General features: G+C 43.3%; 26 protein-coding genes. 14 read left to right on the top strand and 12 right to left on the bottom strand.

From position 1 onward, the window contains the following. Positions 1-85: 85 nt before the first annotated feature. Positions 86-916: an HAD-IIA family hydrolase gene (locus ABL924_RS00305; protein ID WP_349025063.1), complete on the bottom strand. Its 831-nt coding sequence runs from the start codon at positions 914-916 to the stop codon at positions 86-88. 271 nt (positions 917-1,187) lie between these two features. Between ABL924_RS00305 and ABL924_RS00300 the strand changes: the two genes are divergently transcribed. Then, positions 1,188-2,174 (top strand): folate-binding protein, encoded by a 987-nt coding sequence (locus tag ABL924_RS00300; RefSeq protein ID WP_349025062.1) that lies wholly within the window; start codon positions 1,188-1,190, stop codon positions 2,172-2,174. Then, positions 2,171-3,148 (top strand): COX15/CtaA family protein, encoded by a 978-nt coding sequence (locus tag ABL924_RS00295; protein ID WP_349025061.1) that lies wholly within the window; start codon positions 2,171-2,173, stop codon positions 3,146-3,148. Before ABL924_RS00300 ends, ABL924_RS00295 begins: the two co-directional genes overlap by 4 nt. Before the next feature lie 183 nt (positions 3,149-3,331). On the opposite strand, the gene ABL924_RS00290 is transcribed toward ABL924_RS00295, so the two are convergent. The 9 genes from ABL924_RS00290 to ABL924_RS00250 all read right to left on the bottom strand — a co-directional run bounded on the left by ABL924_RS00290 (position 3,332) and on the right by ABL924_RS00250 (position 13,638). Continuing rightward, the gene (locus ABL924_RS00290; protein WP_349025060.1) at positions 3,332-3,643 is read right to left on the bottom strand and encodes a hypothetical protein; all 312 of its coding nucleotides are present in this window, start codon (positions 3,641-3,643) and stop codon (positions 3,332-3,334) included. Beyond that, the gene (locus ABL924_RS00285; RefSeq protein ID WP_349025059.1) at positions 3,640-4,371 is read right to left on the bottom strand and encodes a type III pantothenate kinase; all 732 of its coding nucleotides are present in this window, start codon (positions 4,369-4,371) and stop codon (positions 3,640-3,642) included. Before ABL924_RS00285 ends, ABL924_RS00290 begins: the two co-directional genes overlap by 4 nt. An 88-nt stretch (positions 4,372-4,459) precedes the next feature. Next, positions 4,460-5,503, bottom strand: a complete 1,044-nt coding sequence (birA, locus tag ABL924_RS00280) for a bifunctional biotin--[acetyl-CoA-carboxylase] ligase/biotin operon repressor BirA (protein ID WP_349025058.1) — start codon at positions 5,501-5,503, stop codon at positions 4,460-4,462. Between the two features lie 126 nt (positions 5,504-5,629). Next, complete coding sequence (locus tag ABL924_RS00275) at positions 5,630-8,170, bottom strand: ATP-binding protein (protein WP_349025057.1); 2,541 nt, start codon at positions 8,168-8,170, stop codon at positions 5,630-5,632. Positions 8,171-8,174: 4 nt separating this feature from the next. Then, positions 8,175-10,313, bottom strand: a complete 2,139-nt coding sequence (locus ABL924_RS00270) for an EAL domain-containing protein (RefSeq protein WP_349025056.1) — start codon at positions 10,311-10,313, stop codon at positions 8,175-8,177. Between the two features lie 926 nt (positions 10,314-11,239). After that, positions 11,240-11,869: a glutathione S-transferase family protein gene (locus ABL924_RS00265; RefSeq protein ID WP_349025055.1), complete on the bottom strand. Its 630-nt coding sequence runs from the start codon at positions 11,867-11,869 to the stop codon at positions 11,240-11,242. A 51-nt stretch (positions 11,870-11,920) separates the two neighbouring features. Then, positions 11,921-12,253: a hypothetical protein gene (locus tag ABL924_RS00260; protein ID WP_349025054.1), complete on the bottom strand. Its 333-nt coding sequence runs from the start codon at positions 12,251-12,253 to the stop codon at positions 11,921-11,923. 81 nt (positions 12,254-12,334) lie between these two features. After that, on the bottom strand, positions 12,335-12,592 hold the full coding sequence (locus ABL924_RS00255; protein ID WP_349025053.1) for a hypothetical protein: 258 nt from the start codon (positions 12,590-12,592) through the stop codon (positions 12,335-12,337). Positions 12,593-12,819: 227 nt separating this feature from the next. Further along, positions 12,820-13,638, bottom strand: a complete 819-nt coding sequence (locus ABL924_RS00250) for an OmpA family protein (protein WP_349025124.1) — start codon at positions 13,636-13,638, stop codon at positions 12,820-12,822. 287 nt (positions 13,639-13,925) lie between these two features. On the opposite strand from ABL924_RS00250, the gene ABL924_RS00245 reads away from it, so the two are divergent. From ABL924_RS00245 to ABL924_RS00225, 5 genes are all read left to right on the top strand, one after another. Then, entirely contained in the window at positions 13,926-15,080 is a 1,155-nt protein-coding gene (locus ABL924_RS00245; RefSeq protein ID WP_349025052.1) for a carboxynorspermidine decarboxylase, read from the top strand. Positions 15,081-15,132: 52 nt separating this feature from the next. Further along, on the top strand, positions 15,133-16,134 hold the full coding sequence (locus ABL924_RS00240) for a zinc-dependent alcohol dehydrogenase family protein (RefSeq protein WP_349025051.1): 1,002 nt from the start codon (positions 15,133-15,135) through the stop codon (positions 16,132-16,134). Between the two features lie 209 nt (positions 16,135-16,343). Next, positions 16,344-18,680 carry a penicillin-binding protein 1B gene (gene mrcB / locus ABL924_RS00235; RefSeq protein WP_349025050.1) on the top strand — a complete coding sequence of 779 codons (2,337 nt, stop codon included), beginning with the start codon at positions 16,344-16,346 and terminating at the stop codon, positions 18,678-18,680. A gap of 69 nt (positions 18,681-18,749) precedes the next feature. After that, the gene (gene lolA / locus ABL924_RS00230) at positions 18,750-19,358 is read left to right on the top strand and encodes an outer membrane lipoprotein chaperone LolA (protein WP_349025123.1); all 609 of its coding nucleotides are present in this window, start codon (positions 18,750-18,752) and stop codon (positions 19,356-19,358) included. Between the two features lie 48 nt (positions 19,359-19,406). Then, positions 19,407-20,714: a replication-associated recombination protein A gene (locus ABL924_RS00225; protein WP_349025049.1), complete on the top strand. Its 1,308-nt coding sequence runs from the start codon at positions 19,407-19,409 to the stop codon at positions 20,712-20,714. Between the two features lie 73 nt (positions 20,715-20,787). Here the strand turns inward: ABL924_RS00225 and ABL924_RS00220 are convergent, their stop codons facing one another. After that, positions 20,788-20,952: a hypothetical protein gene (locus tag ABL924_RS00220; protein ID WP_349025129.1), complete on the bottom strand. Its 165-nt coding sequence runs from the start codon at positions 20,950-20,952 to the stop codon at positions 20,788-20,790. A 208-nt stretch (positions 20,953-21,160) separates the two neighbouring features. On the opposite strand from ABL924_RS00220, the gene ABL924_RS00215 reads away from it, so the two are divergent. Continuing rightward, a complete protein-coding gene (locus tag ABL924_RS00215; protein ID WP_349025048.1) occupies positions 21,161-21,541 on the top strand; it encodes a hypothetical protein in 381 nt (126 codons plus the stop codon). A gap of 249 nt (positions 21,542-21,790) precedes the next feature. Then, positions 21,791-21,982 (top strand): DUF1289 domain-containing protein, encoded by a 192-nt coding sequence (locus ABL924_RS00210; protein WP_349025047.1) that lies wholly within the window; start codon positions 21,791-21,793, stop codon positions 21,980-21,982. Between the two features lie 94 nt (positions 21,983-22,076). Here the strand turns inward: ABL924_RS00210 and ABL924_RS00205 are convergent, their stop codons facing one another. Further along, positions 22,077-22,715, bottom strand: coding sequence for a biliverdin-producing heme oxygenase (locus tag ABL924_RS00205; RefSeq protein ID WP_349025046.1), 639 nt, complete (start codon positions 22,713-22,715; stop codon positions 22,077-22,079). 255 nt (positions 22,716-22,970) lie between these two features. Here ABL924_RS00205 and ABL924_RS00200 point away from each other — a divergent pair, with 255 nt between their 5' ends. The 5 genes from ABL924_RS00200 (at position 22,971) to ABL924_RS00180 (ending at position 26,470) form a co-directional block, all read left to right on the top strand. Beyond that, positions 22,971-23,393, top strand: coding sequence for a hypothetical protein (locus tag ABL924_RS00200; protein WP_349025045.1), 423 nt, complete (start codon positions 22,971-22,973; stop codon positions 23,391-23,393). A gap of 122 nt (positions 23,394-23,515) precedes the next feature. Next, complete coding sequence (locus ABL924_RS00195; RefSeq protein ID WP_349025044.1) at positions 23,516-23,995, top strand: 2Fe-2S iron-sulfur cluster-binding protein; 480 nt, start codon at positions 23,516-23,518, stop codon at positions 23,993-23,995. Positions 23,996-24,034: 39 nt separating this feature from the next. Further along, positions 24,035-24,694, top strand: coding sequence for a V4R domain-containing protein (locus ABL924_RS00190; protein ID WP_349025043.1), 660 nt, complete (start codon positions 24,035-24,037; stop codon positions 24,692-24,694). Positions 24,695-24,719: 25 nt separating this feature from the next. Next, positions 24,720-25,811 (top strand): hypothetical protein, encoded by a 1,092-nt coding sequence (locus ABL924_RS00185; RefSeq protein ID WP_349025042.1) that lies wholly within the window; start codon positions 24,720-24,722, stop codon positions 25,809-25,811. A gap of 56 nt (positions 25,812-25,867) precedes the next feature. Beyond that, positions 25,868-26,470 carry a hypothetical protein gene (locus ABL924_RS00180; protein ID WP_349025041.1) on the top strand — a complete coding sequence of 201 codons (603 nt, stop codon included), beginning with the start codon at positions 25,868-25,870 and terminating at the stop codon, positions 26,468-26,470. Positions 26,471-26,475 lie beyond the last annotated feature (5 nt).

Below are 26,475 nucleotides of genomic sequence, written 5' to 3'. Positions count from 1 at the left end.
GAGCGGTTCATATTTTCAAGCCTCCGGCTTTGCCGGAGGTGTTTGACTTAATCAAAGGGAAAAGGGTTTTTTTAAACTATTCGGATTAGTTTATTTTGAGCATCCTCAATGCCTCGGTGACCGCACGAATATCTTTCATAACCCAAGTAGGTTGGTATTCCGATGCTTTCAAGTCAGCTTCCGTTGATACCCCAGTCAATACCATCAAGCTGCGAATACCTGTACGAACTGCTCCAAGAATGTCTGTTTCAAGCTTATCACCGATTGCTATTGTTTCGGCAAGATCAGTGCCGAGGCGTGAAATTGCTTGCTGGTACATGATGGGTTCGGGCTTGCCGATAATCGTTGGGCTAACGCCGCTTGCGGTTTGCAATGCCGCCAAGATAGCACCATTGCCGTGTATCAAACCGAGTTCTGTGGGCAGGGTGTTATCGCCATTGGTGCCGTAAAACTTCGCGCCAGCGCGGAGATTGAGCGTTGCCGTCGCGAGCTTATCCCAGCTTATCGAATGATCTTTGCCGCAAACGACCACATCCGCACCTCTATTGGTTGCACTGTTGATTTCATACAATCCGGTTAAGATAAAGCCTTGTTCTTGCAGAGCTTGGATCGCCCCGTCTTCACCGACCACAAAAACCCGAGTTTGGGAGGGATCCATGATTTCAGCCAGATACATCGCTGTTGCCATGGCGGAAGTCATAATTTCGTTGAGATCAACCGTAACTCCCATATCTGCCAGTTTTTTCACATATTGTTGCGGCGTATGGCTGGCATTATTGGTTGCCAAAATAAAACGGAGATTAAGTTCGCGTAAGGTTTGAAAAAACTCGGTCAAGCCTGCTATTGCTTGGTTGCCATGCCACAGAACACCATCCATGTCGATGATGAGGGCGCGTATATTGTTGAAGGGAGCCATATGATTTTCCGAAAAATACGGCTATTGTCAGAGCAAATCTTTTTTAGTTCAAGGAAATAAACCTAAAACCCCAGGGCAATCGCACTTAAAACCACTTGAAAATAGAATTTAGATGAAGTTATGTCAATCAACATCCAAAAGTTTCCGGTTGGATTGATGAGACGATAGATTTTCGGGTTTATTCTAAAACGCTGCGCGGCTATGGGCTTTGTGTGGCTGTTACATAATACGGGTATAATTAGCCAATATTTTTTGGCCTTTACCCTAACGCATGAACTCAAACTGGAAAACATTTTTGCTAAACCAACAGACATTACCCAATGATGAAAATCGCGTTGCTTTCGCAGATACAGCAAACATTAGCGAAAATAGCATTTACCCACTGACCCATCTTGCCGTGTTGTCGGTCACGGGTAAAGATGCAGCCAAATTGTTGCAAGGACAAATCACCTGTAATGTCAATGACATTAGTGAGGCTAAAAGTAGTTTGGCAGCAATGTGCAACCCTAAAGGCAGGGCGATAGCTACGTTTTTGCTGGTGAAAAAATCGGATGAATTTCTTTTAATTCTGCCGGTAGAATTGTTGGAAACCGTCAAAAAACGATTGCAGATGTATGTGTTGCGTTCTGATGCCAAAATAACGGATAGCTCTGATGAGTTTTGTTTATTAGGTTTATGTGAACCTGAACATGCTGCCCAAACTTTCTCCACACTGATTCAAAAAGGCATCATCTCGATCAGTTTTCCTGGATTGACAAGCCGTAAACTGTTGGTGACCAACGTTGATAGTGCTACACGCATATGGACTGAGCAAGTTGATTCCAAAGGCTTCCGCACAGGCAGCTCGAATGAATGGCTTTATCTCGACATTATCTCTGGCATTCCTTGGGTGACGACGGCAACTTCAGAAGAATTTGTCCCACAAATGCTAAATCTCGATAAGTTAGGCGGCATTAGCTTCAATAAAGGTTGTTATACCGGACAGGAAATTGTCGCCCGTACACATTATCTAGGCAAATCTAAACGCGAGATGTTTCTTGCCGAATGCCAAACTTTAACTCGCCCAGAATCGAATTCAAGCATAATCAACAAAGATAGTGCCGAGCAAGAGGTGGTAGGAAAAGTACTGCTGGCACAGTTAGGCGAAAAAAGTTACAAAATGCTAATTGTTCTCCAAACGACTGACTCTGACTACAACAATCTTGGTTTGCAAGATGATATGCAAGCCCAGATCAAGCTATTACCTTTTAACGTATGATTGACCAACAAGCCGTCCAGTCTTTTCGCCGCTTAGCGACGCTAACCGTCATTGCCGTTTATTTCCTGATACTGGTTGGCGGAATAGTCCGTGCATCCGGTGCTGGAATGGGTTGCCCCGATTGGCCGACCTGCTTTGGCCAGTGGATTCCTCCGACGGAAGAATCTCAGTTACCGCCTGATTACCATGAACGTTATGCAATAGGTTATGAAAACACCCAATTTAATCCTGTAAAGACCTGGACGGAATACCTAAACCGCTTAACAGGCGTTACCATTGGATTTCTCATCTTCCTTACAGCTTGGCGTTCGCGCATTTATCGTAGCGATGACAAAGTGATTTTTTACTTGTCTTGGGCTGTGTTTTTTCTGGTGGGCTTTCAAGGTTGGCTAGGTTCGACGGTTGTTGCCAGTAATCTCAAACCAGTTATTATTACCCTGCACATGTTGCTGGCTTTATTCATTGTCGCCTTGCTTATCTACATTCTTGCTCGTTCACAAAAGGCGCATTGGGGCTATTTAGATATAAGTGGGTTACCTGCCAAGTTCAATAAAGTGCTGGTTGCGGCAATGGCGATGACCCTATTGCAAGTGGTCATGGGAACGCAGGTGAGAGAAGCGGTGGATTTGATTGCCAACGAACACGCTTATATTGACCGACAGTATTGGCGCGATGATTTTCCTATTATTTTTTATGTACACCGCTCTTTTTCTTCCGTAATTTTGTTTACCAACGCTTGGCTGTTTTGGAAAATATTTCAGGGAGTTGGTAGAACGACTCTTATTTTTAAGGTGGGTATATTGTTGATGGGGCTAATAGTCACTGCGATTATTGCAGGCATTTCCCTGGATAGATTGGGTGTGCCACCAGTAGCGCAACCTATCCATTTGTTGATGGCAACCCTAATTTTTGGAACACAGTTTTTTCTAGCTATTTACCTGCATTATTCACGTAATGCTAGTCGTATCATGTGATCGCCATGTTCCAAGATCGTCATTCTGGCAGCTATTGGAGCTGAAAATGAGTTGGTTGAAATGCAAAATCTCGCGTCTCTACAAGCCAATTAAATCTTCTTAAGGTAATACCAATTCCAAAAAGTTGTTATATAAATCCCCTCATCCTAGCCTTCTCCCTTTGGAGAAGGTAACAATGAGAACTTATTGGAATTGGTATAACTTGACTTTGGGATGTTCAGCTTGCTTGGTTGTTATGTACGTTTGTTCAATGTTGCCCTGTATTTCGATAATACGGCTATCTGGTTTCAGTACATCCGTCTGAGTTGCTTGATTTATGTTAGGTAACGAAGAATGGGTCTCTTTTTTCAATTCGCGTATCAATAGGATTTGCTCTTTCCCTTTGAGAGCCTGTTCTTCAGGGCTTTCTTTATGAGTTGTTAAAGCGCCGCTTCTGTATTCCCACGTCAACAAAAAAATGTTGGCCAGAAGGACTAATAGGCAAAGTATTTTCATGATTGTCTTTGTAACGTTAACGCCAATCCACGCAATACCAAATCAGGGTCAATAATAGCCAGCCTGGAAAGGTGGGGGGCGATTACTTCTGCATCGCCGCCTGTTAAAAGCAACTGCGTTGTGTCGGGCTGATTTTTTAGCGCACGCTCGATTAGTCCGCAGGCGGCTGATAATGTACCATTATAAATGGCGGCATCGGTATTTGTTGCGAGTCCGAATGGATATACAGTTTTGCTTAAGCTAAGATTTTCAGTGCCTTTTGCAAGCGATTCTTTCATCAACCGCAAACCTGGACTAATCAATCCACCTAGATGCCTGCCTGATGCATCGATGACATCGACCGTAATAGCCGTACCACACCCAACGATACAAAGTGCTTTTTGATATTTGTTGTAGCTAGCTATCATACCTAACCAACGGTCAACGCCTAACTTTTCAGGTTCTTGATAAGCATTGGTGACCCCAAATCCTTGTGCTTCAGATTTTGCTTGAACCATCCCTATTCCAGGCCAGAGTTCGTTGGCTACTGATACAACCAAATCCGATAGTTGGCTGGTGCTGACACAAGAAATTGCTAATTGGGTAGGCTGGGGGATAGCCCGCCATAATTGGGTGAATGCGGCCCGATCAATCTTGACATTTTCTATAGCTTGCCCAGGGGCAATATCAAGGTAATTACCGACCGCCCATTTGAGCCGCGTATTGCCCATGTCGATCAATAAATTCATAAGATGGAAACCTCTAAAAATTTAAAAACTCCTTCTCCCCCTGGGAGAAGGTTGGGATGAGGGATTTAAAATAAAGCAGTTATTCCCCTCATCCTAGCCCTCTCTCAGGGGGAGAGGGGATTTTTATCTGCTCCGGTAACGTATGCTGGCTATTAAAACTGACTTCCCCTGAAGCATACGCCTGGGTGCTGCCATCGGGTCGGGCTAACAGCAACAGTCCGTTGTCATCAATACCTTGCACAATGCCTTCATAGCTATGTTGTCCGATAAACAGCTTTGCAGGTTTGTCTTTGAGGCAATCGTATCTACGCCATTCGTCCAAATAAGCGGCTATGCCCACTGCTTCAAATTCGGAAATAACAAACAGCAATTGATCTAGCAAAGTTCCTGCTAAAACATTCCTATTGAGCTGCTGTTGTCCGGTAATCTGGGTTAGATCAGTCCATAGCTGGGTAATTTCAGCGGCTTCCGTTTCCGGTAAGTAGACATTCAACCCCAAACCGATGACTGCAGCGCATGGGCCATCGGATTCGCCAGAAACTTCAACCAAAATACCGCCCAGTTTTTTATCCTGATAATAAATGTCATTAGGCCATTTTAAACGAAACGTGTCGCCATAGTGGACTTTGAGTGCTCGGATAACGGCAATGCCAATGGCAAGGCTAAGTCCAGATATTGCCATTGGACTAGCTTGAAAACGCCAAAGTATCGACAAGTAAATGTTGCTGCCAAATGGCGAAACCCAGTGCCGTCCGCGTCGGCCTTTACCAGCCGTTTGCTGTTCTGCAAAACAGATAGCGCCTGAATGGGTATTTTCCAGGGCGCGTTCTACTAAGTAAGTATTGGTGGAAGGGATTTGGTCATGAATTTCAAAAGAGCTTATTAATGCGCGTGTTTTTTCGTCAACGGCTGCTAAAATATTGTTCTCATCCAGTAATTCCAATGGCCTTACCAGTCGGTAACCTTTACCACTAATGGCAGAATGTTGTAGACCCAGATCAGCTAAACCATTTAACTGCTTCCAGATTGCTGAACGGCTGATACTTAACGTTTCCGCCAATTCCGTACCAGAGTGAAATTGTCCGTCAGCGAGCAGGGCAAGAATGGCTTTTTGTTTACCGGAAATTAGCACAATCAGTTAGCCTTGATGATTCCAAACTACCGTGGGAGCAATATTTTGTGGTTGCCCTGAAGGATGTGGGGTCGTCTGGACAGGTACAAAGTCCTGTCCTTACACTTTTGTCATTTAAGTGATTTGTTACGCTTTTGCACACAACGCATTCAGTTCGGTCAGCACCCTTAAATACTCCTGCTTCATGGATTCAAGTAGTGCTTGGGTGTCGGTCAGATTATTATTTTTTCCGGCTTGTTCCATGGTCTTGCACAATTCAGTGAGTTTGCCACTAGCAACGTTTGTACTTAGCGATTTCAATCCATGCGCGAGCTTACGAATCTGCTCGGCATCTCCACTTTCTATGCTTTGTTGTAGATTACTGAGCGTTCGTGCCGCATCTTGTTGAAATGTTTGCGTTAACGTGGTGATGAAATCTAAGTCGACAATGTTATCCAAGTGAAATTGTTGCGTGAAAAACCCCATATTAATGGCAGTGGTGTCTTCTATCACACTGCTTGCTTTTACTAGGGTGCTTATATCCGTTTTAAGGGCAGGTTGATCTGAAATAAGTAATTGCTCTGGCAACCACTTTTGCAGTGCTTTACTCAAATCTTGACGGGTAAAGGGCTTGGTAACCCATTCATCCATACCGGCTTCTTTGCATTGGGTTTCATCTTCGCTTAAGGCGTGGGCTGTTAAAGCAATGATAGGAATGTGCTTGCCTGATCCTTCTGCCAGTTCATCGCGGCGAATCTCTTTGGTGGCTTGATAGCCATCCATAAAAGGCATCTGGCAATCCATAAAAACAAGATCGAAGTGTTGTTTTTTCAATACTTTTACGGCTTCAAAGCCGTTACTGACTAAATGTACCTGACAACCAAGATCTTCCAGAAATCGTTGTACAACCAATTGATTGGCAGGATAATCTTCCGCTACCAGCAGCTTGGCTTTAAATCGATAATTGTTGTTAGTTTTAAGGGGTTTTGGCAATGCTTTCGATATTTCCAAGTCCACCCAAAACCAAAAGGTTGAGCCTATGCCGGGCTGGCTGTTAACGCCAATTTGCCCTTGCATTAATTGGACTAGCTGCTTAGCGATGGCGAGTCCCAGACCCGTACCCCTGTAAATTCGAGTCATTGTACTGTCTGCCTGGGAAAAAGCATCGAAAATCAAGTTCAACTTGTCTGCACTAATGCCAATTCCCGTATCGGTTATCTCACAGTATAATCTCACTTTTTGTTCAGGCAGAGCTTGGCTGGAAACGCTGAGAGTCACTTCGCCTTGGGCAGTGAACTTGACGGCATTGCTGAGTAAATTAACTAAAATCTGGCTTAATCTGACTGAATCTCCAAGGACTAGTTCTGGCAACTCCGAGTTGATTTGCAGACGATACCGCAAGTCTTTTGCTTTTGCTTCGATCTGTAATAACTCAAAGCTGTCACGCAGTAAATTTTGGCAAACAAAGTTTTGTAAGGATAGCGCTAATTTACCGGCTTCTATCTTGGAGAAGTCTAGAATATCGTTAATGACACTGAGAAGTAAGGCCGAAGATTGTTTCATCACCTTAACGGAACGGCGTTGTTCATCAACCAAGTCGCTATGCCACAAAAAATCAGCCATGCCGAGAATGGCATTCATCGGTGTTCTAATTTCATGGCTGATATTGGACAAAAACTGCGATTTGGCACGGCTAGATGCTTCGGCATCTTCTTTGGCGGCTAAAGCTTCAGCGATAACCTGTTGTAATTCAACATTCTTACTTGACAATTCGGCTGTGCGGTCTTCCACTTGGATAGCCAACATTTCCCGCTGCCATTCTAATAATGTATCTCTGCTATGAATTTCATCTAGCATTGCATTATAAACATCAACTAGCTGACCGAATTCATCATTATTGATTTTAGGGACATGGGCGGTGAATTGTTTCTCCTGGGAGACCGTGCGCATGGCCTGCATCAAATTTAGCAAGGGATCTGAAAAAATCCGCTGGAGACGCGTCGAAATATACCAAACAGCTAGTAAGGTAAAGAAAACAAGTGCAGCGGTAATCAGATAAAAGCTGGACAAAAAGGCATTTAAACGGCTGAGGCCATCTACCAAATGCAAAATACCAATGAGTTTATTACCCATGAAAATGGGTCGAAATAAATGTAGATGATCGTTCTGGCCATAGATAGTCACTTCCGAATAGCCAGTTTTTAGAGGATGCCTTGAAGCGTCACGGAAGATTTTTTTTAATTCTAGCTGTAATGAGCCGAGTACAGAATGATCTAGCGGCTCTGATAGTACTATCGTTGCGTCATCCCTTACAATGTTGATGGCTTGCATAGCCGTTATGGGTTCATTCAATTGATGTGCGGTTTTATAAGAGGCAACTACTTTGCCGGCACCGTCATAGAAAAAGGCCGAAACAATCCCCTGTTGATTTTTTAAAGATTGCAACGATTCCTTGGTGGAATCAAAGTCTTTAAGTGCCAGTGCTGCGCGATTATTCCAGGCGATTATGCCAGCTATGGCAGATAAATCCTGTTCAGCTTGTTGTTTTCGATTGAAGTATTCCCTGAAAAAGAGGGTGGACACCACAAAGATTAATGCAAGAATTGCAGACGAACCAATCACCCATGTCAGTTTTGTCCGTATGGAAGCATGGTGAAAATAAGCTCTGATTCGGGTTAGTCCAAACATAAATTCAACCTAATAGGATAGGGCTATTGTTTTGTTCCCAATATTTCTTAAATTCCTCGACGGGCAGGGGTTTTGAGAAATAATAACCTTGTATGGCATCACAAGTGGTATTTTGCAAATACACATTTTGCTGGCTGGTTTCGACACCTTCTGCAACGGTTTTTAAATTGAGTGCTTTGGCTAATGCTAAAATTGCGCCCACTATCGCTGCGGCATCGGCGCTATCAGGTAATTCTTTCACAAATGAGTGGTCAATTTTTAATGAATCCAGTGGAAAACGGTTGAGGTAACTTAGCGACGAGTAGCCGGTGCCAAAATCGTCCAGTGCCAGTTTTACACCTAAACTTTTCAGTGCGTCTAGTTTTTTCAGCATGTTTTCGGTGTCTGCCATAAGCATGCTTTCAGTCAATTCAAATGTTAAAAAAGTGGGATTTACGTCATGTTCCTGAATGATTTTTGCAATCATAGGGATGAATGAAGATTGATTGAATTGCAGGCTGCTCAGATTGACTGCGATGGTCAACTCTCCTAATCCTAGCTTTTGCCAGACGTTATATTGGCGGCACGCTTCACGAATAACCCACTCACCAAATTGATTAATAACGCCGTTTTCTTCTGCCAAGGAAATAAAATCATTGGGCGGCAAAAAACCCAGTTGTGGGCTTTCCCAGCGTAGCAGAGCCTCTGCTCCAATCATTTGTCCAGATATGGTATCGATTACTGGTTGATAATGTAAGCGTAGCTCATTTTTGGCGACGGCGCAGTGCATATAGGTTTCCATTTCCAGCCGTTTTTTGGCTCTTAACGTCATGGCCTCGTGGAAAAACTTAAAATGACCTTTGCCCAATTTTTTAGCATGATACATGGCAATATCCGCATTTTTTAGCAAGGTTTCAGCATCTTCGCCATCATGCGGAAAGACAGAAATACCCATACTTACGCCAATATGTGCCTGACGGTCACCCAGCATTACAGGCTCCGCTATCCAGCCTTGAATTCGTTCCGCTACGATAGCGGCATCTTCAGGACGGGTTAGATCATTCAATAGAATGATAAATTCATCACCGCCTAATCTTGCTAGATCGATATTCGGGTCAAAATGATCAAAGTGTCTTGAGGCTAAATCAGAACATCTGAGTCCCTTTGTCAAACGCCTTGATATTTCCTTCAAAAGCAGATCCCCAGCTTGATGCCCGTAACTGTCATTAATGCCTTTAAAACCGTCCAGATCTAAAAACAAAATGGCAAAGTTACGCTTGTTCCGTTGTGCTAGGCCAATGGTTTTTGATAAAAATTGTAGAAAGAAGCTCCGATTTGGTAGTTGTGTAACTTCATCGTAGTAAGCTAAACGCCGAATTTTGTTTTCTTGGTGTTTTCGTTCCGTTATATCCTGAATTGTGCCTATCAGGCCGGTGATTTGCGCTTTATGGTTTTCAATAGCCTCAATTTGTTGTGAGACGAAGCGCTCTTGCTTTCTTGAATTAATAATTCGAAATTCAATAACGGTCGCTTCTTTGGTTTTAGCAGCGTTCTGTAAATGTTGCCAGACGTGCTTTATGTCAGCAGTGTGGATAAACCCCTTGATATTATGGATGTCAGGAGTGAACATTTTCCTGTCTAATTCGACCATCGAATAAATTTCATCCGACCAGTACACGCTATCGTTATGGGTCTGCCATTCCCAGTTACCCAATCGCGCCATTTTTTTTGCTTTTGACAAACGTAATTCGTTTTGCTCTAGCTTAATTAAATTATTACTTGCCTTCACCATAAATTGCAGGCGATGTGTTAGCACTTCCCAGTTGATCGGTTTGATCACAAAATCTGTAGCACCCGAAGCATAAGCTTGGGCTATTTTTTGCGAGTCCTCGGTCACTGTCATCATGATCACAGGCGTGCTAGCGCCGTTCGGCAAGCTGCGTATTTCTGCACAGGATTCAAAGCCGTCCATACCGGGCATTTCAACGTCGATTAATACAATATTAGGTGAATATTCTTTAAAAGCTTCAATACCTGCCTTACCATCGGTGCAGGAAATTAAATTAAAACCGGCGGTAGTTAGATTACGTTTTGCCCACAAATGCAGGGTCTGATCGTCGTCGATTACTAATAAAACCGGAAGTTGTGTCTCAGAGAGGTTCATTAATGCAGTTAATTCTTATCCATTGTGGGTGTTATAGTTGGGCTTTAAATTTACGTATTTAAGGTTAGCACAAATATATAAAGTGTGTGTCCGCATGATTTAAAGTGTGAATTGCGTTTACTTAAGACAAATACAATAGCTATTTCAAACAGTTATTGGAATACCAAGCCTTAATTACAAAAGCACTAAGAGTGGGCGATACTTTTGATTTACCATTGAAAACCCTTCAGCGCTGCCTTTGTTAAAACAAGCTGTTTTTTGCCAAAAAAGATTGTTTCACACAACTACAAAATACTTGTAGTTTTAGACTTCTCGAACGGATGTGGCTTCAAAATTTGCAGCGAACGCAACAGCTAGAGACTGTTCTCAATTAGCCGTACTTATTGAATATAAATAATTTTAATAAAGTTGGTTGTTTTGTAACCAATTGAGTTATATTGAAATATACTTTGGGGGATCTCTAAAGTATCCCCTCTCCTTTTGGGAGAGGGCTAGGGTGAGGGAAATAACCACTTGATTTTAAAGCCCTCATCCCAACCTTCTCCCAAAGGGAGAAGGGGCTTTTTGAATTTTTAGAGGTTACCTTTAATTGAGAACAGCCCCTAGGCTTTGCAAAATTTACCTTTGGTGATGTTCGTGATTTTATGAAGAAAGAAAAAAGCGAAATTTGATGTCTACGTATTACTGTAGGGGTAATTTCTTGTGGTTGCCACTTAGAGCATAAGTATCTACACAAGTATCTGCCCCTTCTCCCTTGAGGGAGAAGGTCGGGATGAGGGGGATATAAACAGTTTATTTTATTCTCCTCACCCCCTCCTCTCCTCTCCTCTCCAGCAGGAGAGGGGGCTTGGTGATTTGGCAACCCATTGTTTTTGTTATATTGAAAAGTTGTGTAGATACTTATGCTCTTAAGGGAGAAGGATCCGTTATCTCTGAGCAGCGGCGAGTTCGGCATCTTTATCCCTTACCCATGCCACTGAAGGTCGCGCATTTACTCTGTCAATATAAGCTTGAATTACGGGCAGTGTTGGGACAAGTTGAAATTGAGTAACCCAGGTAAGCGCCGTACCCCACAGGACATCAACGGCGGTAAATTTGTCGCCCAGCATATACTGGCCCTTGGCAAGCTGATCGGTCAGGGTGTTGAACATAGTATCGAAATCACCATAAGGCGACATCATTTGTGGCGCAGGTTCACGATTTTGTGAGCGGTCAATGATCGCTGGCTCAAAGCACGAACCGTAAAATACCATCCAGCGTAAATAAGGTCCGCGTAGTGGATCGCCTATTTTCGGGGCGAGACCGGCTTCTGAATAAAGATCAGCGAGATAGAGAAAAACCGCCACCTGCTCAGTAATCACAGCATCACCATGTTTTATTGCTGGCACTTTTCCCATCGGATTAATCGTCAGGTAGTCCGCTTTCCGCTGCTCGCCTTCTTTCATGTTGAGGACATGCAACTGGTATTTAGCGCCGAGTTCTTCCAGAATAATAAGCACTCCGGTGGAACGGGTATTGGGAGAATGGTAGAGGGTGATTTCTTGATTGGGGGTCATATTTGGTTTTCCTATGCAGGATTATCGAGCAACTATACCCAGACGATTTGTTTAGGGCTCAAACGAACCCATTGAGCCAAGCCGGACGGTTATCAGTTCTACATCCGTGACAGCTTCATGCGGCCCTTGGCGTATGTTGGCTGGTGTGTGCCAAAAACAGCCAGCGGTGCACTTACGACCACCAGTCACGAGATCGCCGGATAGCAGCAGAACAAATTCATCGGTTGGATGCGTATGCGGAGGAATTTTTGAACCAGCCTGTATTTTAAGGCGATGAAAAGAGCCAGATGGTACAGGTTCTGCAAGCGGGGCCCAACTGCATCCAGGCAAAAAATCAATTTCCGAGAACGTTTGATCGATGGCATCATTGAATTGTTGGTTCATTGAAATACTCCTTTGGCACAGAATTAAATCTGGGTTACACAACAGTCACCAAAATCAAGGTTACCTTAACCCACCTAGGTTCTAAAAATCAAAATCTATCTCACCAAAATCTCCCAGTTGCTCCTGCAGACGTTTTTTTTCCCAGTACAATTCAATTTTACGGCGGACGGCGACTTTGTTGTTTCCCAGTTCATTTTCAGGGGGCAATGCCAAATCGTCTTCACCGGCAGATGCATCAAAATCTTCCATGTCGATAGAGGACAAAGATTTCGGGTTTTTGTCAGCCACAAGCTCTGATTTTGCGGTGTTTGTGGGAGATTGTAATGTTTCGATTGCCATGACTAAACTGAATAAAAAATGAATATTGTGGGTCTTTAATCAGGGTGCTGTAAAGCAATATTTTGCAGTGAATGCGGCGGCCTTGAAGGCGGAGGATGAAACCTTATTTGACCACAAATGAGGAAGCCATTGGGTCATTTATCAATTATTTTGGGATGTAGTTAAGCGACTGATAGCAAGAGGTGCGTAAGTCATTACTTACGCACCGCTAATTCCAAGTATAGCCGTTAGCGTGGATAACCCTGCTGTTGCTGCTGAGGGTAGCCTTGTTGTTGCGGATAGTTTTGTTGTTGTTGAGGATAACCTTGTTGTTGTGGGTATCCTTGCTGTTGTTGCTGAGGATAGCCGCCTTGTTGTTGAGAAGCACCTTGTTGATTACTTTGACTAGCACCGGCATTATTATTAGCGACAATCGCTAATTCTACGCGCCGATTTTGCCCGCGATTGTTTTCGTCGGTATTAGGGAATTTAGGCGACCGTTCCCCCATGCCTTGCTGGGCGAGACGGCTAGAATTGACGTTATGCTGAGCTAAGTAAGTGGCCACACTAGCGGCACGTTGCTCAGATAACTTCTGATTATAGCTATCGCTACCGATGTCATCGGTATGTCCTGTAACATTAATGGTCGAAGCAGGATATTGATTCAACACGTTTGATACGGAATTTAGCGCATTCTGTGCGTCAGAGGTTAACTGGGCGGAATTAAATCCAAAGGTAATGCTGCTTGGCATGGTCAGGTTAAGGGTGTTTTCAGCCGTTCTTTGTACTTCGATTCCCGTTCCCTGTAATGATTGCTGCATGGCTTGCTGTTGGTGATCCATGTACGCGCCGACAGCAGCACCCACAGCACCACCTGCTAAAGCGCCCCAACCTGCGTTTTTGAGGTCGTTGCCACCAAACGCGGTGCCGGTTGCTGCACCAAGGACAGCGCCTATACCACCACCTTTAGCCGCATTGCCAATGGTGGATTGACCAGTATAAGGGTCGGTTACACAGGCCGTTAACAATATCGAACTAATGCTTATCACTAATAATTTTTTGTTTATCATGGTACGGTCTCTAAGTAGTAAGTAGTTAAAAGATAATCGTATTATTTTTTGTGGATAAAGTGCCTTTCTCTCCTTTAGTGTAGCCCAAAACAAACAACTAAGCAGAAGTTGCTTGTCGATAATTTACCCGATAATTATTAACCGTAGCTGAACAATCCACTTTTTCTCTCGACCAAACAGGCTGTGATATATTCCATCGGATTGGATTCCTGCTCACTTTTTCTTAAATTACATGTATTATCCAGCGCAGTTCTCTTGATGTACAAGGCGATAATTTTTCGACAATGGATATTCAGGCATTAAAAGAGTGTGTTCCTAGTTCGCCTGCATTCGTGGTGGATGAGGTTGAGGTGCTTAAGGCTTTAGCGGCATTGGCAATTATTAGGGAAAGTAGTGGCTGTAAGGTATTGTATTCCATAAAATCGTTGCCTTTATCTGCGGTAATGGAGCTGGCAAAACCTTATGTCGATGGTTTTTCGGTCAGCTCATTGTTTGAGGCGCGACTGGCAAATGAAATCCTAACGGGGCAGGGCAGCATTCACTTGACGACACCTGGAATCAGGCCAGATGAGGTCGCTGAGTTGACATCGCTTTGTACCCATATCAGTTGCAATTCCATTAGCCAGTTCCGGCAAGTTGCAAGCGTTGCCCAAAACCAAGCATCTCAAGCATCTATAGGGCTGAGGGTTAACCCTAAGCTTTCTTTTATCGAAGATGTCCGTTACGATCCTTGTCGTCAATATTCAAAATTGGGCGCTGATATAGGTGATGTACTTAGCTCTGATATTTTCAATAAAATTAAAGGCATGCATTTTCATACGGTTTTTTCTTCAATGGATTATGCGCCGCTCATTCAAACTTTAGAAAAGCTTCATCACTTAATGGCTAAGGGCTTAGCAAAATTTGAGTGGCTAAATATTGGTGGTGGTTATTTATACGATCAGATTACTGATAACAACGGTTTTATCGAACAGCTAAGTCAGCTAAAACATGACTTTGATTTAGATGTCATTATCGAGCCGGGTAATGCTATCGTAGGAAAGGCGGGTTATTTGCTGGCAACTGTAATTGATTGCTTTAACAGTGACGGCAAAGCGATTGTGATATTAGATACCTCCGTCAATCACAACCCCCAAGTGTTTGAATATCAAAGTAAACCGGAATTAGCCGAGCATAATCCAGAGGGAGCTTATCCGGTCATATTGGCAGGCAGCACCTGCTTGGCAGGCGATATATTTGGGGAATACCGATTTGACCAGCCCTTGATGGTAGGCGATAAAGTTGTGTTTATAAATGTTGGCTCTTACAGCTTGGTTAAAGCTAATCGGTTTAATGGGTATAATCTGCCCGATGTTTATATGGTTAATGGTAAGCAAATAAGGCTAATAAAACACCATACCTATCAGGACTATAGACGGCAATGGGTACATGATGATTAAAGGCTTAGCCTTTGAATTCGATCCAATAATATAAGCACAGAGGTAACATACAATGAAAGCAATCGTCATGACAGCGACTGGCAGTCCCGATGTCCTACAATATCAAGACATTCCAGAACCCCAAATAGCCTTGCCCACGCACATTAAAGTTAAGCTTGCTGCGGCTGGGGTTAATCCTGTTGACACCAAAATCAGGCAGAATGGCATTTTTTACGACCAGCCTTTACCTGCGGTTTTAGGTTGTGATGGTGCAGGTACAGTGGTCGAGATGGGGTCTTCTGCGAGTCGGTTTAAACTCGGAGATAAGGTTTGGTTTTGTCATGGCGGTTTGGGTCGGGAGCAGGGCAATTATGCCGAATACAATGTGCTTGATGAGCGTTGGGTTAGTTTGATGCCGAATAGTTTATCATTCGCTGAAGCCGCTGCTTTGCCGTTGGTCTTGATAACTGCATGGGGTGGTCTTTTTGATCGTGGCGGCTTGCAGCAAGGGCAGACCGTACTTATCCATGCAGGTGCAGGCGGGGTCGGCCATGTTGGCATCCAATTGGCAAAACACAAAGGAGCCAGGGTAATCACTACCGTAAGTAGTGAGGAAAAAGCCGATTTTGTTAGGGCATTAGGCGCTGATGAGGTGATTTTGTATTCGCGTGACGACGTTGTAAGTTCAGTATTAAGTCTTACGGAAGGTAAGGGTGCTGATTTGGTTTTCGATACAGTCGGGTCACCGGTGTTTAAAGAAAACATCAACGCAACTGCACATTTCGGACGAATAATCACCTTATTAGCTGTGGACAACATAGATTTAACCGAAGCCAGAATGCGGAATTTGCTGATGGGTTTTGAACTCATGTTAACGCCGATGCTCAGAGACCTTGATGAAGCCAGGGACAAGCACGTTCAAATATTGCAACAATGTGCGCTTTGGATAGACGACGGCTTGCTAAAACCGCATATCGGTCAAGAACTTCCCTTGCAACAAGCAGCTAAAGCACATCGTTTGATAGAAACTGGGCATACGACCGGAAAAATAGTTTTATCCCTGGCTGAATCTTAAGTATCCATAAATCCTGCCTGATTTATGATCGCTGCTAAGGTTGGTCGCATCCTTAAAACATTCATTAAACCATTCATTAAACCATTCATTCTGCATTCACCTGAAAAAGCTAGACTAACTTCAAGATAAGTCGATAAGGTTGAATATCAGTATAATAAGCCTACTCGACACGTAATAAACACGGAAATTGACTGATCCAGTCAGGAACTATGGCAGAAAAAACACCACAACGTAACTCCAGATATGTTGCTAAAAAAAAGCCGAAGAAATCCGGTTCGCACTGGTTTAGAAATACAGTCTTACTGGTTCTGGTTGCCTGCTCTTTTATGCTATTTAGCTTTTTAGGCTATCTTGATTACAACGTTCGAGAGCAATTTGAAGGTAAGCGTTGGGCAATCCCTGCCCGTGTTTTTGCAAGTCCGGTTGAGCTTTATGCTGGCGAAAACCTGACTGCCGGAAAGTTTGAAGAGCTAGTGCGGCGCTTAAACTACCGTCAAGACAATCAACTAAGAATAGAAGGTTCTTATTCCAAAAAAGACCAGCAAATCATCGTCAAAACCCGTGCATTTGATTTTTGGGATCAACATGAACCCAGTAGGATGTTAAGTGTAAATTTTAGCGAATCCGCTATTGCTAATGTGATGGATTTAGCTGAAGCAAAAGAAGTAGCAATCGTACGCATGGATCCTGTGCAAATTGGCAGTTTTTATCCCGCGATAAAAGAAGATCGAATTTTAATCAAGCTCGATGAAACACCGGACATTCTCATCAAAGGTTTATTGGCATCAGAAGACCGCGATTTTTTCAATCATATTGGCATTTCTTTTCGCGGGATTGCCAGAGCCGTCATGGCCGATATTAAGGCGCGCGGCATGGTGCAGGGCGGCAGCACCATTACCCAGCAGTTGGCGAAGAATTTTTATCTGACTTCTGAGCGGCGGATTTGGCGTAAAATCCAAGAAATATTTATGGCGTTGATTTTAGAATTTCGTTACAGCAAACACGAAATTTTGGAAGCCTACCTGAATGAAATATACCTGGGTCAAGATGGTGGTAGTGCGGTACATGGCTTTGGGCTGGCGAGCGAGTTCTATTTTGGTACAGCCTTGAGGGATCTTAATCTGGAACAAATGGCAACCTTGGTTGCCTTGGTGCGGGGGCCTTCGCAGTATGACCCAAGACGTTATCCTGAGCGTGCGGTCGAGCGGCGCAATTTGGTGCTAAGTGAGATGGCAAGCCAAGGTTATATCACGACAGCACAAGCAAACCAGGCAATTCAGAAACCATTGGCGATTTTACCGCGTTCGCATATGGCAAAAAACCGTTATCCTGGTTTTCTTGATGTAGTCAAACGGCAGTTAAAACAAGAATACCAGGAAAAAGATCTAACTTCTGATGGGCTGCGGATTTTCACCACTCTCGACACCCAAATTCAAGATACTCTTGAACAGACGATAAGCAAAAAATTAAGCCAGTTAGAAAAAACATCCAGCGCCAGAGAGCTTGAGACCGCAGTAGTAGTTACACGCAGGGATAGTGGCGAAATCGCTGCCTTGGCCAGTGCACGAGAGGAGTCAGCGTCCGGATTCAATCGGGCTTTGGATGCGTTGCGTCCTATAGGTTCGCTCGTAAAGCCAGCGGTGTATTTGACTGCGCTACAATACCCAAATAAATACACCATAACAACTCGTGTTAGCGATAGTGATATTACGGTTAATTTACCGAATGGCACGACTTGGAGTCCTAAAAACTACGATCATCGAGAACATGGTAATGTCTCGTTACTGACGGCATTGACCAAATCCTATAATCTGGCAACGGTAAGGGTTGGTCTGGATATTGGGGTTGCCAGAACAGCAAAAACCTTAAAAGAAATGGGTGTTAACCGAGAGGTTGATATATTCCCGTCATTGTTATTAGGCGCGACTTCGCTAACGCCTATTGAAGTGGCACAAATGTACCAAACCTTGGCCGGCGATGGTTTTTTAACGCCATTACGTGGTATTCGGGCGGTCGTTGCAGAGGGCGGCAAGCAATTGCAAAGCTACCCTTTTATTGTTAAGCAAGCGGTTGATCCGTCGGCGACTTATATCGTAAACACTATGTTGCAAGAGGTTATGCTTCATGGCACTGGGCATACGGCCTATGACGAATTCCCAAAAGATTATGGTTTAATCGGCAAAACTGGCACCACAAACGATGCCAAAGATAGTTGGTTTGCAGGTTATACGGGCGATTACCTATCGGTGGTTTGGTTGGGGCGGGACGACAACAAACCTATCGGTTTGACGGGTTCAACGGGGGCATTGCAAGTCTGGACAGCCTTAATGAAACAGATTTCCAAACAACCCGTCACACTCATTCCACCAGAAAATATCACGACCGCCTGGGTGGATTCAGGAAACGGCTTATTAGCTAATAAAGCCTGTAGGGGGGCGAAAGAATTCCCTTACCTGCCGGGATCAGCGCCCACAGCTTATTCAACCTGTGGGCAAGCAGTTATCGAGCAGGATAAAAACTGGTTTGATGATTTATTTACAGAATAACCTTTAACAATAGAGAAAACTATGAATAAGATTAATGCGTTATCTATGGTAGCACTGTGTTTGGTGGTTATGACGGGTTATTGTGATGCAAAATCCAAGGCTAACACCCATTCAAAAAATGAGCCAGTTACTCAATTACAGGTATTTTTAAAAGTTTCAAAATCGCTTACTGCCGATTTCAAGCAAGTGCTGATTAACGAAGCCGGCAATCCGACCCAGACCAGTTATGGCGTATTTTACTTACAAAGGCCAGGCAAATTTCGTTGGGATTATAAAAAACCCTTTCAGCAAGAGATCGTTTCCAACACTGGAAAAGTCTGGTTTTACGATACCGATCTTGAACAAGTCACCGTAAAAAAGATTGATGAATCCCTGGGTTCAACCCCGGCCTTATTGCTAAGTGGTGATGTTTCCCTGGAAGACAATTACACCATGGAGGGGCAGGGTGCAGACGGCGACATGCAATGGGTAAAACTTGTCCCCAAAAGCCAGGATAGCAGTTTTAAGTATGTATTAATTGGTTTGTCAAAAGGGACTTTAGCTGGCATGGAATTAAGCGATAACTTCGGTCAGCTAACACGGATTTATTTCTCCAATGTGATCGTGAATGCGCCACTAAAACAGACTTTATTTGAGTTTAAACCACCCAAAGGAGCTGATGTTTTTTCTGATGATTAATCGGCAGAAATAGATTTATTTAGATTTCAATGCATTAGTTTGGCATCTATGAGTGATGACTTAACCAAACCTTTAGCGGATCGGATGCGTCCAATCCAGTTGGATGAGTACATTGGTCAACAGCACATCTTAAAGCCGGGCAAACCCCTATACGAAGCCATTAAATCAGGTCATCTGCATTCAATGATTTTCTGGGGGCCGCCTGGCTCAGGAAAAACTACTTTGGCGCGCCTCATAGCACAGCATTCCGAAGCCGAATTCATCCCTATCTCCGCCGTGCTTTCAGGGGTTAAAGACATTCGGGATGCGGTCATACAAGCCAAAAAAATCCAGAATGAGCAGCATAGGGCTACCGTATTGTTCGTGGATGAAGTACATCGTTTTAACAAATCCCAACAAGACGCTTTCTTGCCACATGTCGAAGACGGTACGTTTTACTTTGTCGGTGCGACTACCGAAAACCCCTCGTTTGCGCTCAACAACGCCTTGTTGTCACGTGCCCGCGTCTATGTGTTGAATGCACTGACAACCGACGATCTTTTAACGGTTCTGGAGCAGGCCCTAAATGATAAGGTCAAGGGGCTAGGCACGTTGGATATAAAAATTGCTGAAGCTATCAAACAGCAATTTGCTCAGGCCGCTGATGGCGATGCCAGACGATTGCTTAACCTTTTAGAAATAGCCGCCGAATTGGCTTTGGCACACGATCAAAATGAAATAACAGAGGCTTTTGCAACCGAAGTGCTTTCAGGCGGAGTCCGGCGTTTTGATAATCAAGGCGAAGAGTTTTATAACCAGATCTCCGCTTTACATAAGTCGGTGCGTGGCAGCTCTCCAGATGCTTCCCTTTATTGGTTATGTCGGATGATGGATGGTGGTTGTGATTTATCTTACCTAGCAAGAAGAATCGTCAGGATGGCATCGGAAGACATCGGTAATGCCGATCCACGGGCCTTGCAGATTGCCATCAATGCCTGGGAAGCGCAGGAACGCTTAGGCAGTCCAGAGGGCGAGCTGAGTTTGGCGCAAGCCGTGGTTTACTTGGCCTGTGCGCCCAAAAGCAATGCGGTGTATATGGCTTACAACGCCGCAATGCGAGAAGCCAAACAGCATGGCAGTTTGCCCGTTCCGATACACCTAAGAAATGCACCTACAAAGCTTATGAAATCGTTGGATTACGGTAAAGAATACCGCTATGCCCATCATGAGCCGGAAGCCTATGCCGCTGGTGAGAATTATTTTCCCGATGATTTAAAGGGTAGTTGTTATTATGAGCCGGTGAATCGCGGGCTGGAAATAAAAATAGGTGAAAAATTAAAGCATCTCAGGGAATTGGACAGAAAAGCTGGTAAGTAGTGTAATGCTCACTTCTAGCCAAATGTAAACTGAAATAGTTGGCGGATTCAACTCCGAAGTGCAACTCCAGTTATCATGCGGCTTTTGGTAAAGTACTGCCTGTTAAGCCATTGGTGTTTTCGTTCAAACCGCGTTCCCATGAGTTGTAAGGATGGGTGAAGTAGACGTCTGCATTCAGCGCAGCCTTGGCGTTGTCATGCTTTGATTGATCAATACAAACGATAGTTAAAAGAGTCAAATTTCGTTGATTACTTTTTGCCTGGAACAGCAATAGGCATGGACTTAATAGTGGGCTAGCCTTAGAATTGAAGTCGGCGGCAATAATCTAGAGTTCCCCCAATGTGTAGTAACGAAGTTACAACGAAAACTAGCTGCACAGAAGATAATGCCAACTTCATAAGCGACAACAATGTTCCTAATTACACTAACTAACGAGGTTTTTACACATGAATCTATTAAAAATTCTGGTCTATATAACGGTATTCAGTTTTGCATTTGCAAGTTCTATGGTTTATGCAGAAAACAATGAGCAAGTAAAAGCCGCTATAGATCAAACGGTGGCTAAGTTAGAGCAAGCCGTAACCGCTTTGGAAAAAGGCGAAGACACTAAGGTAATTGTTGATATGGTGATAGAAGCCAAGCAATCACAAAAATCAATTTCTACATCCGACCCAAAAGTTTCGATAAAGAAATCGCAAGGTAGCAACAAGCTGGGACAGGCACGCACCAGTCTTAACGATGGTGACATGAAAAAAGGCGGGGAATTGGTCAAAGAAGCATTAGCCGATTATAAGGAAGTTAAGGAAAAATATAACGCAACTCATTAACGTGCATTAGCAATAGGAAAAATACTGGCAGGTGAAAGATCGCTGGGATATATGCTATTTTAGCTGGCGGTTTTTCAGAGGGACAATTTAAGGCCGTCGAAGTAAATAGGTATTCTTTGAGCTACACTTAGGGTGTGGTTGTTACCAAAACATAATTGCGAAAATGCAATGTAGAGGTAAGCTCTATATAACTTTAAGTATATGGCTGACAGGTTTAGTAACTGTCATATTTTTTGAGATTGAATCTACATGGCTGAAAAAGAAGAAATTCCATCGCCTTGCAACGATAACTGCGATATGGACGATGAAGATATATGTATGGGCTGTTTTCGATCATTTATGGAAGTGGTGACCTGGACAAAAGTCGATGCTAATACACGCGAACTCTTTGTGAAGAATATAGCGGAACGCCGAAAGCTATATAATGACAAACTGGGCTAAGTTGTACTAGTCCCAATCCCACTGTAAAAGGGGGCGATATTCTTACGTAAAGGTCTACTTACTCATTTGTCTATGGGTTTTGAGTTAATATACGTTATGGTTTATCAAACCACTGGTGTAAGCACAGGAAAGTGTCGTTGGCTGCTGCAATAACATCAGGGATTTCAGCCTCTTTATCGTCAAATTGACTGCCCATAAAGCTTTGGAAACCTTTCCATTCGACACTGATATTTTCACCATAGCAATTGTAATAATTCAATTTATCTAGGATCTCAGTGCCGAAATGCTCCTTGAGCCGTTTAGCGATAATCCTGCCACCTAAAGTAGAACCCTCCAAAACATAGAGCGCGCCCATTTGTCTGGCAAACGAGTTTAATCGAGGTAATTTGTCACACTGAGGCATGTTTTGCAACCCAGCTTCATCGCCCTCAAAAAGGCTTATATCCTTTGCCAGTAAACCGACTTTTACCTTGTGCCCTAAAACCGATAACTGCGTTTCTGTCAGATTTTCGAATATTAAAGGTTCGATAGCTGAAAAAAAGCCATAAAAACGGCAGAGTAACCTTCGGTATTCCTGTATCGAATAATCCGGCTCAAACAGCCTGATAAAATAGTTTGTACGTTCTAACTGCTTGTGAGCAGACATCGTTTCTGTTTTAAGAGCCGACATGACCAGCGGTGGCTTTTCTGTGTGGGTCGCCCCGTTTGTGAACTCATTTTGATTAGGTTTCATTCAGTAATTTTTAGTCAGAGGGAGGAAGAGGTTACGAATATTTCGCTTAAATGAATGCAATGTATGCTCGGATATTACGAAGATTTACAATCTGATAGATTCAATGTTAGTCCATTATTTAATCTTTGCAAAAGTAACGAATAGCAGTCGATACGAATTAATTGTCTGTGTGGTTTGAAAAAAGCCAAGGTCTGGTCTAGTCTTTGTGCTATAGCATCTTTGCCGTAAATCATTAGAATTTTTTTGAGTATCTTAATGTTTTTTTCAACTAATCAGTTAAAAATTGCAAGCGTAGGAATGCACGATGAGCAAGCTGATTTCTTTAAAAAATTCCTGAAGCAATATCGGAAAAACCTCAAAAATAAATGGTTATATGTTGGCAATTTCGATCCCACCGAAACTATAGATGCAATGGGTTCAAATATTGAAGCTGACTATCTCTTAATAGAGATTGATGATGAAGTGGGTAAACGTGTTTGGTATTTCTTATCGGCATTAAAAGATGAGAATAAAACGATAGCTTTCACGCGAGAGCCTTGGAATACGGATTCGCAATGTGTGATTAAAAAGCCATTATTTGATTATGGTGTTAAAAAGTCATATTTTGATTTCGGCAAAGAAGAGAAATCTGTAGAGCCAGATAGAATGGTTGAGCTGCTCAACAAGATTGCTGGCTAAGTGCAGGCAAAGTAGAAATTGATGCAAACTAGGCCGTAATCAAGATGAGCCAAATTGATAGTTAAAAAACATAAGGTTGATGTTCTGTTTGTTTAAAAAGGTTAGTAACCAACTGAGGTCAAATGAAAATTAAGTTTAATGCAGATGGGCTGCAAACGATTGATGTCAGTACGCAATCACGTTTATTGGATGCATTACTTTCGCGCGATGTTGGTGTGAAAATGCTCTGCGGTGGACGCGGTCTATGTGCGACATGTCATGTTTATGTGCTTAAGAATCCTGAACATTTGACCCCGCCAACTGCAAAAGAATCGCTAACTTTATCTGTGTTAACAGGTGCCAGAGCAAATAGTCGTTTATCCTGCCAAGCGCATGTTATCGGCGATGATATTGAGCTTGCCTTCCCAGAAGGGCTTTATATTGATTCTTTCGAGTCTCTGGAAAAGTTGATTGGGCAGCGTACTCAGATACCGATTCTTCATCCAGTGACCGGCGACGTTCTGGTAGCCGCAAAAAAAATTATTATTCGGACAATTGTTGAAGAACTGAAAAGCTTAGATTTCGATATTGCAAAAGTTAAATCTACTGACGCAAAAAATTAAAACTGAAGCGCATTATCAAAACATAAAAGAGGCAAAGTTATGGCTATAAGTGTTGTTAACGGTGGCTTTGATGGACACCATAATTACTATGTCCCAGAAGAATTTTTCAAGACCGATCCGGAAAAAGGCGCTCTTTATCTTCGTGATGGAGAAAGGGTTGCCAAGGTCAGTGAATCCTTTATTAATGGTTTACATTTGGGCATGGAAGAAGAAGTCGGCGATTCATCCGGCCTTTTAATGTACCGTTGTGGGCATCAGTGGGCGCTCCGTGATATGAAACGCTTCAGTGAAAAGATGCGCCAAGAATTTGGCGGCGGCAAAATTGATGTCTGGCAAATGAATAAACGTTTTGTTTTGGAATCGTGGTGGTGGCCTCTCATTATTCAAGGTTTCGGTGATTGGCGCTTAGATACTAGCTTTGAGAATAATGGCATAGTAGTTGTTGAGCTAAGAAATTCCGCTATCGCCCAGTCCATGGGATTGGTTGGTAAACCCGTATGTCACATGTATGCAGGCCTGTTTGCAGGCGTATTCTCTTTTCTGGATAAGGCTGAAAGAGGTGGTATTGAAATTCAATGCTATGCCATGGGTAATGATGTTTGCAAGTTTCTCATCGGTAGTCAAAAACAGGTGAATGCGGTTGAGTTTTGGCGCAAAGAAGGTGCTAACGCAAAAGAAATTTTGGAAAAGCTCGACTGATACGCAGACATAGATAACGAGAATCATGGCTTATCCCTATACTCCCGCCCAATTAGCTGCATTTCGATCTGCTTTGGCTGTGCTAGCAGAAGGAGTATTGCAGGGTGATCTAGTTGTCGCCGAACAAAGTTTGTTCGTTGCTAAAGAAGGCATGCCGCAGGCATCAGACGATGTGGTGTCCAGCAAACCCGAAGCGATGCCAGAAAGCGAAGTTTATGCGAACCCGATACAAAGTTTTCTTCCCGATTTAAAAGATTCGAGCAAGCCCAAAGCCAAACACATTTTTTCGCGATTATCCTGGTTTTCAAAAAAACCAGAAGTAACCTTTGTTCCTCCTGATGATTTATCTGATTTTGACAGCAGTGGGAAGACTACAAAGTCTACTACCGCTCAAACTAAGATAGTACGTGATTATCCAAAAGATACTCGAATTGTAAGCAGTTTTTTTTCAGGATTACCCTGGGCTACCAGTAAAGACAAAATCGACAACCTTATTGATGTATCAGGCGCAATAGCTGAATTGCGGCTAAATAACGCTGTTAACCTTTTGCACCATCAGGGTAGCCTTTCTGCCAAAAGTTTTTTTGGCGGATTACCTTGGTTTATTGAAAATCATAAAAAGATTGAATCCCCTGTAGCGACTGGGTTAGAACCCAGGCAAGTGCAAGTAGGCCATGCCGAAAAGACAATTACCATCGACCGGATAGTCGATAAACCGTTACCTATTAATAAGGCTGTAGCGAATGTTTATTTTTCGGCATTGCCTTGGTTTGCGTCAAAAGAGGCTTCCACCCACACTCAAAGCGTCAAGGCTGAACCGCAGAAAAGTATTCCATATCATCAAGTCGTCCAATTGGAATCGCCAAAACTTTCCGAGCTCGCTAAACCGATGGGCGGTTATTTTCAGAATTTACCTTGGCAAGCTAAACCCGTTACTTCAGGTATTGGTGACCTTGATGTTTCAGAAGCAAGTAATGAAGGGATTCCCAGCATTTTTGTGGCCGCCACTCACTCTGCCCTGCGTGCTGCCGAAAAAGCCCAAATGATTAACGGTCAGCCGACCAATAAGAGAACAGATAAGTTTTTTAGTTTGTTACCTTGGAAAGGCAACCCTTGATAATCGTTTATTAAAGTTATGACGAACCATTTATAAAATTTAATTAGGAATAGACTATGAGTACACTTGATGCAGTTTTGAAATCAAAACTCAGGGATGATGCCCAGATAAGAAGCCTTTTCAGCGAGGCAGAAAGTCGACATCTTACTACGGAGGAATTTTCCCAATATCGCTCCTTGGCACCACAGTTTAAGGATAGGGAAGTTGCGGCTCGTGAAATAATGGACGCTCAATTAGCCGTCGTAGCTAAAACCATTAAACAGGTTTTTTCATTGTATCCCTATCCGAAATACCATGAGCTTCCCCTGGAAAAGTGTATGCGGGATGTCGGTTATGTCAGTATTTATGCAACTCACAGCATGATGATGGACGACCCTGACTGGTTTCGGGATAAACTGCTGATTTGGCTGAAAACCATCCTGCAATCTTTTTCATACCCTGCGCGTGAAGAACCTGATCCAGCCATCGCCTTAACTCGCAAACCACTACCTTATCCAGAAATTACGGAACATGCCGATACGCTTCCCAAAGGCCAGCGTTCGATTTATGAGACGTATTCGCGGTTGATAATCAACTATGAAGAAGTCCTGACGGCAAAGACATTCAAAATGATTAGACCCCATCTACAGTTGGCGGTCGACATACTTTCATCAGACTGAGATTA

This window comes from Methyloglobulus sp. (assembly GCF_040079455.1).
GTDB lineage: Bacteria > Pseudomonadota > Gammaproteobacteria > Methylococcales > Methylomonadaceae > Methyloglobulus.
Note: the sequence above shows the minus strand (reverse complement) of the source record. Positions and strands in the feature narration are given on the sequence as shown.

What these genes read in the sequence shown, in the direction of transcription:
- ABL924_RS00195 (WP_349025044.1), top strand. Translation starts at nt 23,516, where the DNA reads ATGAAAATTAAGTTTAATGCAGATGGGCTGCAAACGATTGATGTCAGT.
- ABL924_RS00245 (WP_349025052.1), top strand. Translation starts at nt 13,926, where the DNA reads ATGGATATTCAGGCATTAAAAGAGTGTGTTCCTAGTTCGCCTGCATTC.
- ABL924_RS00295 (WP_349025061.1), top strand. Translation starts at nt 2,171, where the DNA reads ATGATTGACCAACAAGCCGTCCAGTCTTTTCGCCGCTTAGCGACGCTA.
- ABL924_RS00290 (WP_349025060.1), bottom strand. Translation starts at nt 3,643, where the DNA reads ATGAAAATACTTTGCCTATTAGTCCTTCTGGCCAACATTTTTTTGTTG.
- ABL924_RS00225 (WP_349025049.1), top strand. Translation starts at nt 19,407, where the DNA reads ATGAGTGATGACTTAACCAAACCTTTAGCGGATCGGATGCGTCCAATC.
- ABL924_RS00190 (WP_349025043.1), top strand. Translation starts at nt 24,035, where the DNA reads ATGGCTATAAGTGTTGTTAACGGTGGCTTTGATGGACACCATAATTAC.
- ABL924_RS00240 (WP_349025051.1), top strand. Translation starts at nt 15,133, where the DNA reads ATGAAAGCAATCGTCATGACAGCGACTGGCAGTCCCGATGTCCTACAA.
- ABL924_RS00205 (WP_349025046.1), bottom strand. Translation starts at nt 22,715, where the DNA reads ATGAAACCTAATCAAAATGAGTTCACAAACGGGGCGACCCACACAGAA.
- mrcB (WP_349025050.1), top strand. Translation starts at nt 16,344, where the DNA reads ATGGCAGAAAAAACACCACAACGTAACTCCAGATATGTTGCTAAAAAA.
- ABL924_RS00255 (WP_349025053.1), bottom strand. Translation starts at nt 12,592, where the DNA reads ATGGCAATCGAAACATTACAATCTCCCACAAACACCGCAAAATCAGAG.
- lolA (WP_349025123.1), top strand. Translation starts at nt 18,750, where the DNA reads ATGACGGGTTATTGTGATGCAAAATCCAAGGCTAACACCCATTCAAAA.
- ABL924_RS00180 (WP_349025041.1), top strand. Translation starts at nt 25,868, where the DNA reads ATGAGTACACTTGATGCAGTTTTGAAATCAAAACTCAGGGATGATGCC.
- ABL924_RS00305 (WP_349025063.1), bottom strand. Translation starts at nt 916, where the DNA reads ATGGCTCCCTTCAACAATATACGCGCCCTCATCATCGACATGGATGGT.
- ABL924_RS00265 (WP_349025055.1), bottom strand. Translation starts at nt 11,869, where the DNA reads ATGACCCCCAATCAAGAAATCACCCTCTACCATTCTCCCAATACCCGT.
- ABL924_RS00185 (WP_349025042.1), top strand. Translation starts at nt 24,720, where the DNA reads ATGGCTTATCCCTATACTCCCGCCCAATTAGCTGCATTTCGATCTGCT.
- ABL924_RS00270 (WP_349025056.1), bottom strand. Translation starts at nt 10,313, where the DNA reads ATGAACCTCTCTGAGACACAACTTCCGGTTTTATTAGTAATCGACGAC.
- ABL924_RS00260 (WP_349025054.1), bottom strand. Translation starts at nt 12,253, where the DNA reads ATGAACCAACAATTCAATGATGCCATCGATCAAACGTTCTCGGAAATT.
- ABL924_RS00210 (WP_349025047.1), top strand. Translation starts at nt 21,791, where the DNA reads ATGGCTGAAAAAGAAGAAATTCCATCGCCTTGCAACGATAACTGCGAT.
- ABL924_RS00275 (WP_349025057.1), bottom strand. Translation starts at nt 8,170, where the DNA reads ATGTTTGGACTAACCCGAATCAGAGCTTATTTTCACCATGCTTCCATA.
- ABL924_RS00200 (WP_349025045.1), top strand. Translation starts at nt 22,971, where the DNA reads ATGTTTTTTTCAACTAATCAGTTAAAAATTGCAAGCGTAGGAATGCAC.
- ABL924_RS00285 (WP_349025059.1), bottom strand. Translation starts at nt 4,371, where the DNA reads ATGAATTTATTGATCGACATGGGCAATACGCGGCTCAAATGGGCGGTC.
- ABL924_RS00215 (WP_349025048.1), top strand. Translation starts at nt 21,161, where the DNA reads ATGAATCTATTAAAAATTCTGGTCTATATAACGGTATTCAGTTTTGCA.
- ABL924_RS00300 (WP_349025062.1), top strand. Translation starts at nt 1,188, where the DNA reads ATGAACTCAAACTGGAAAACATTTTTGCTAAACCAACAGACATTACCC.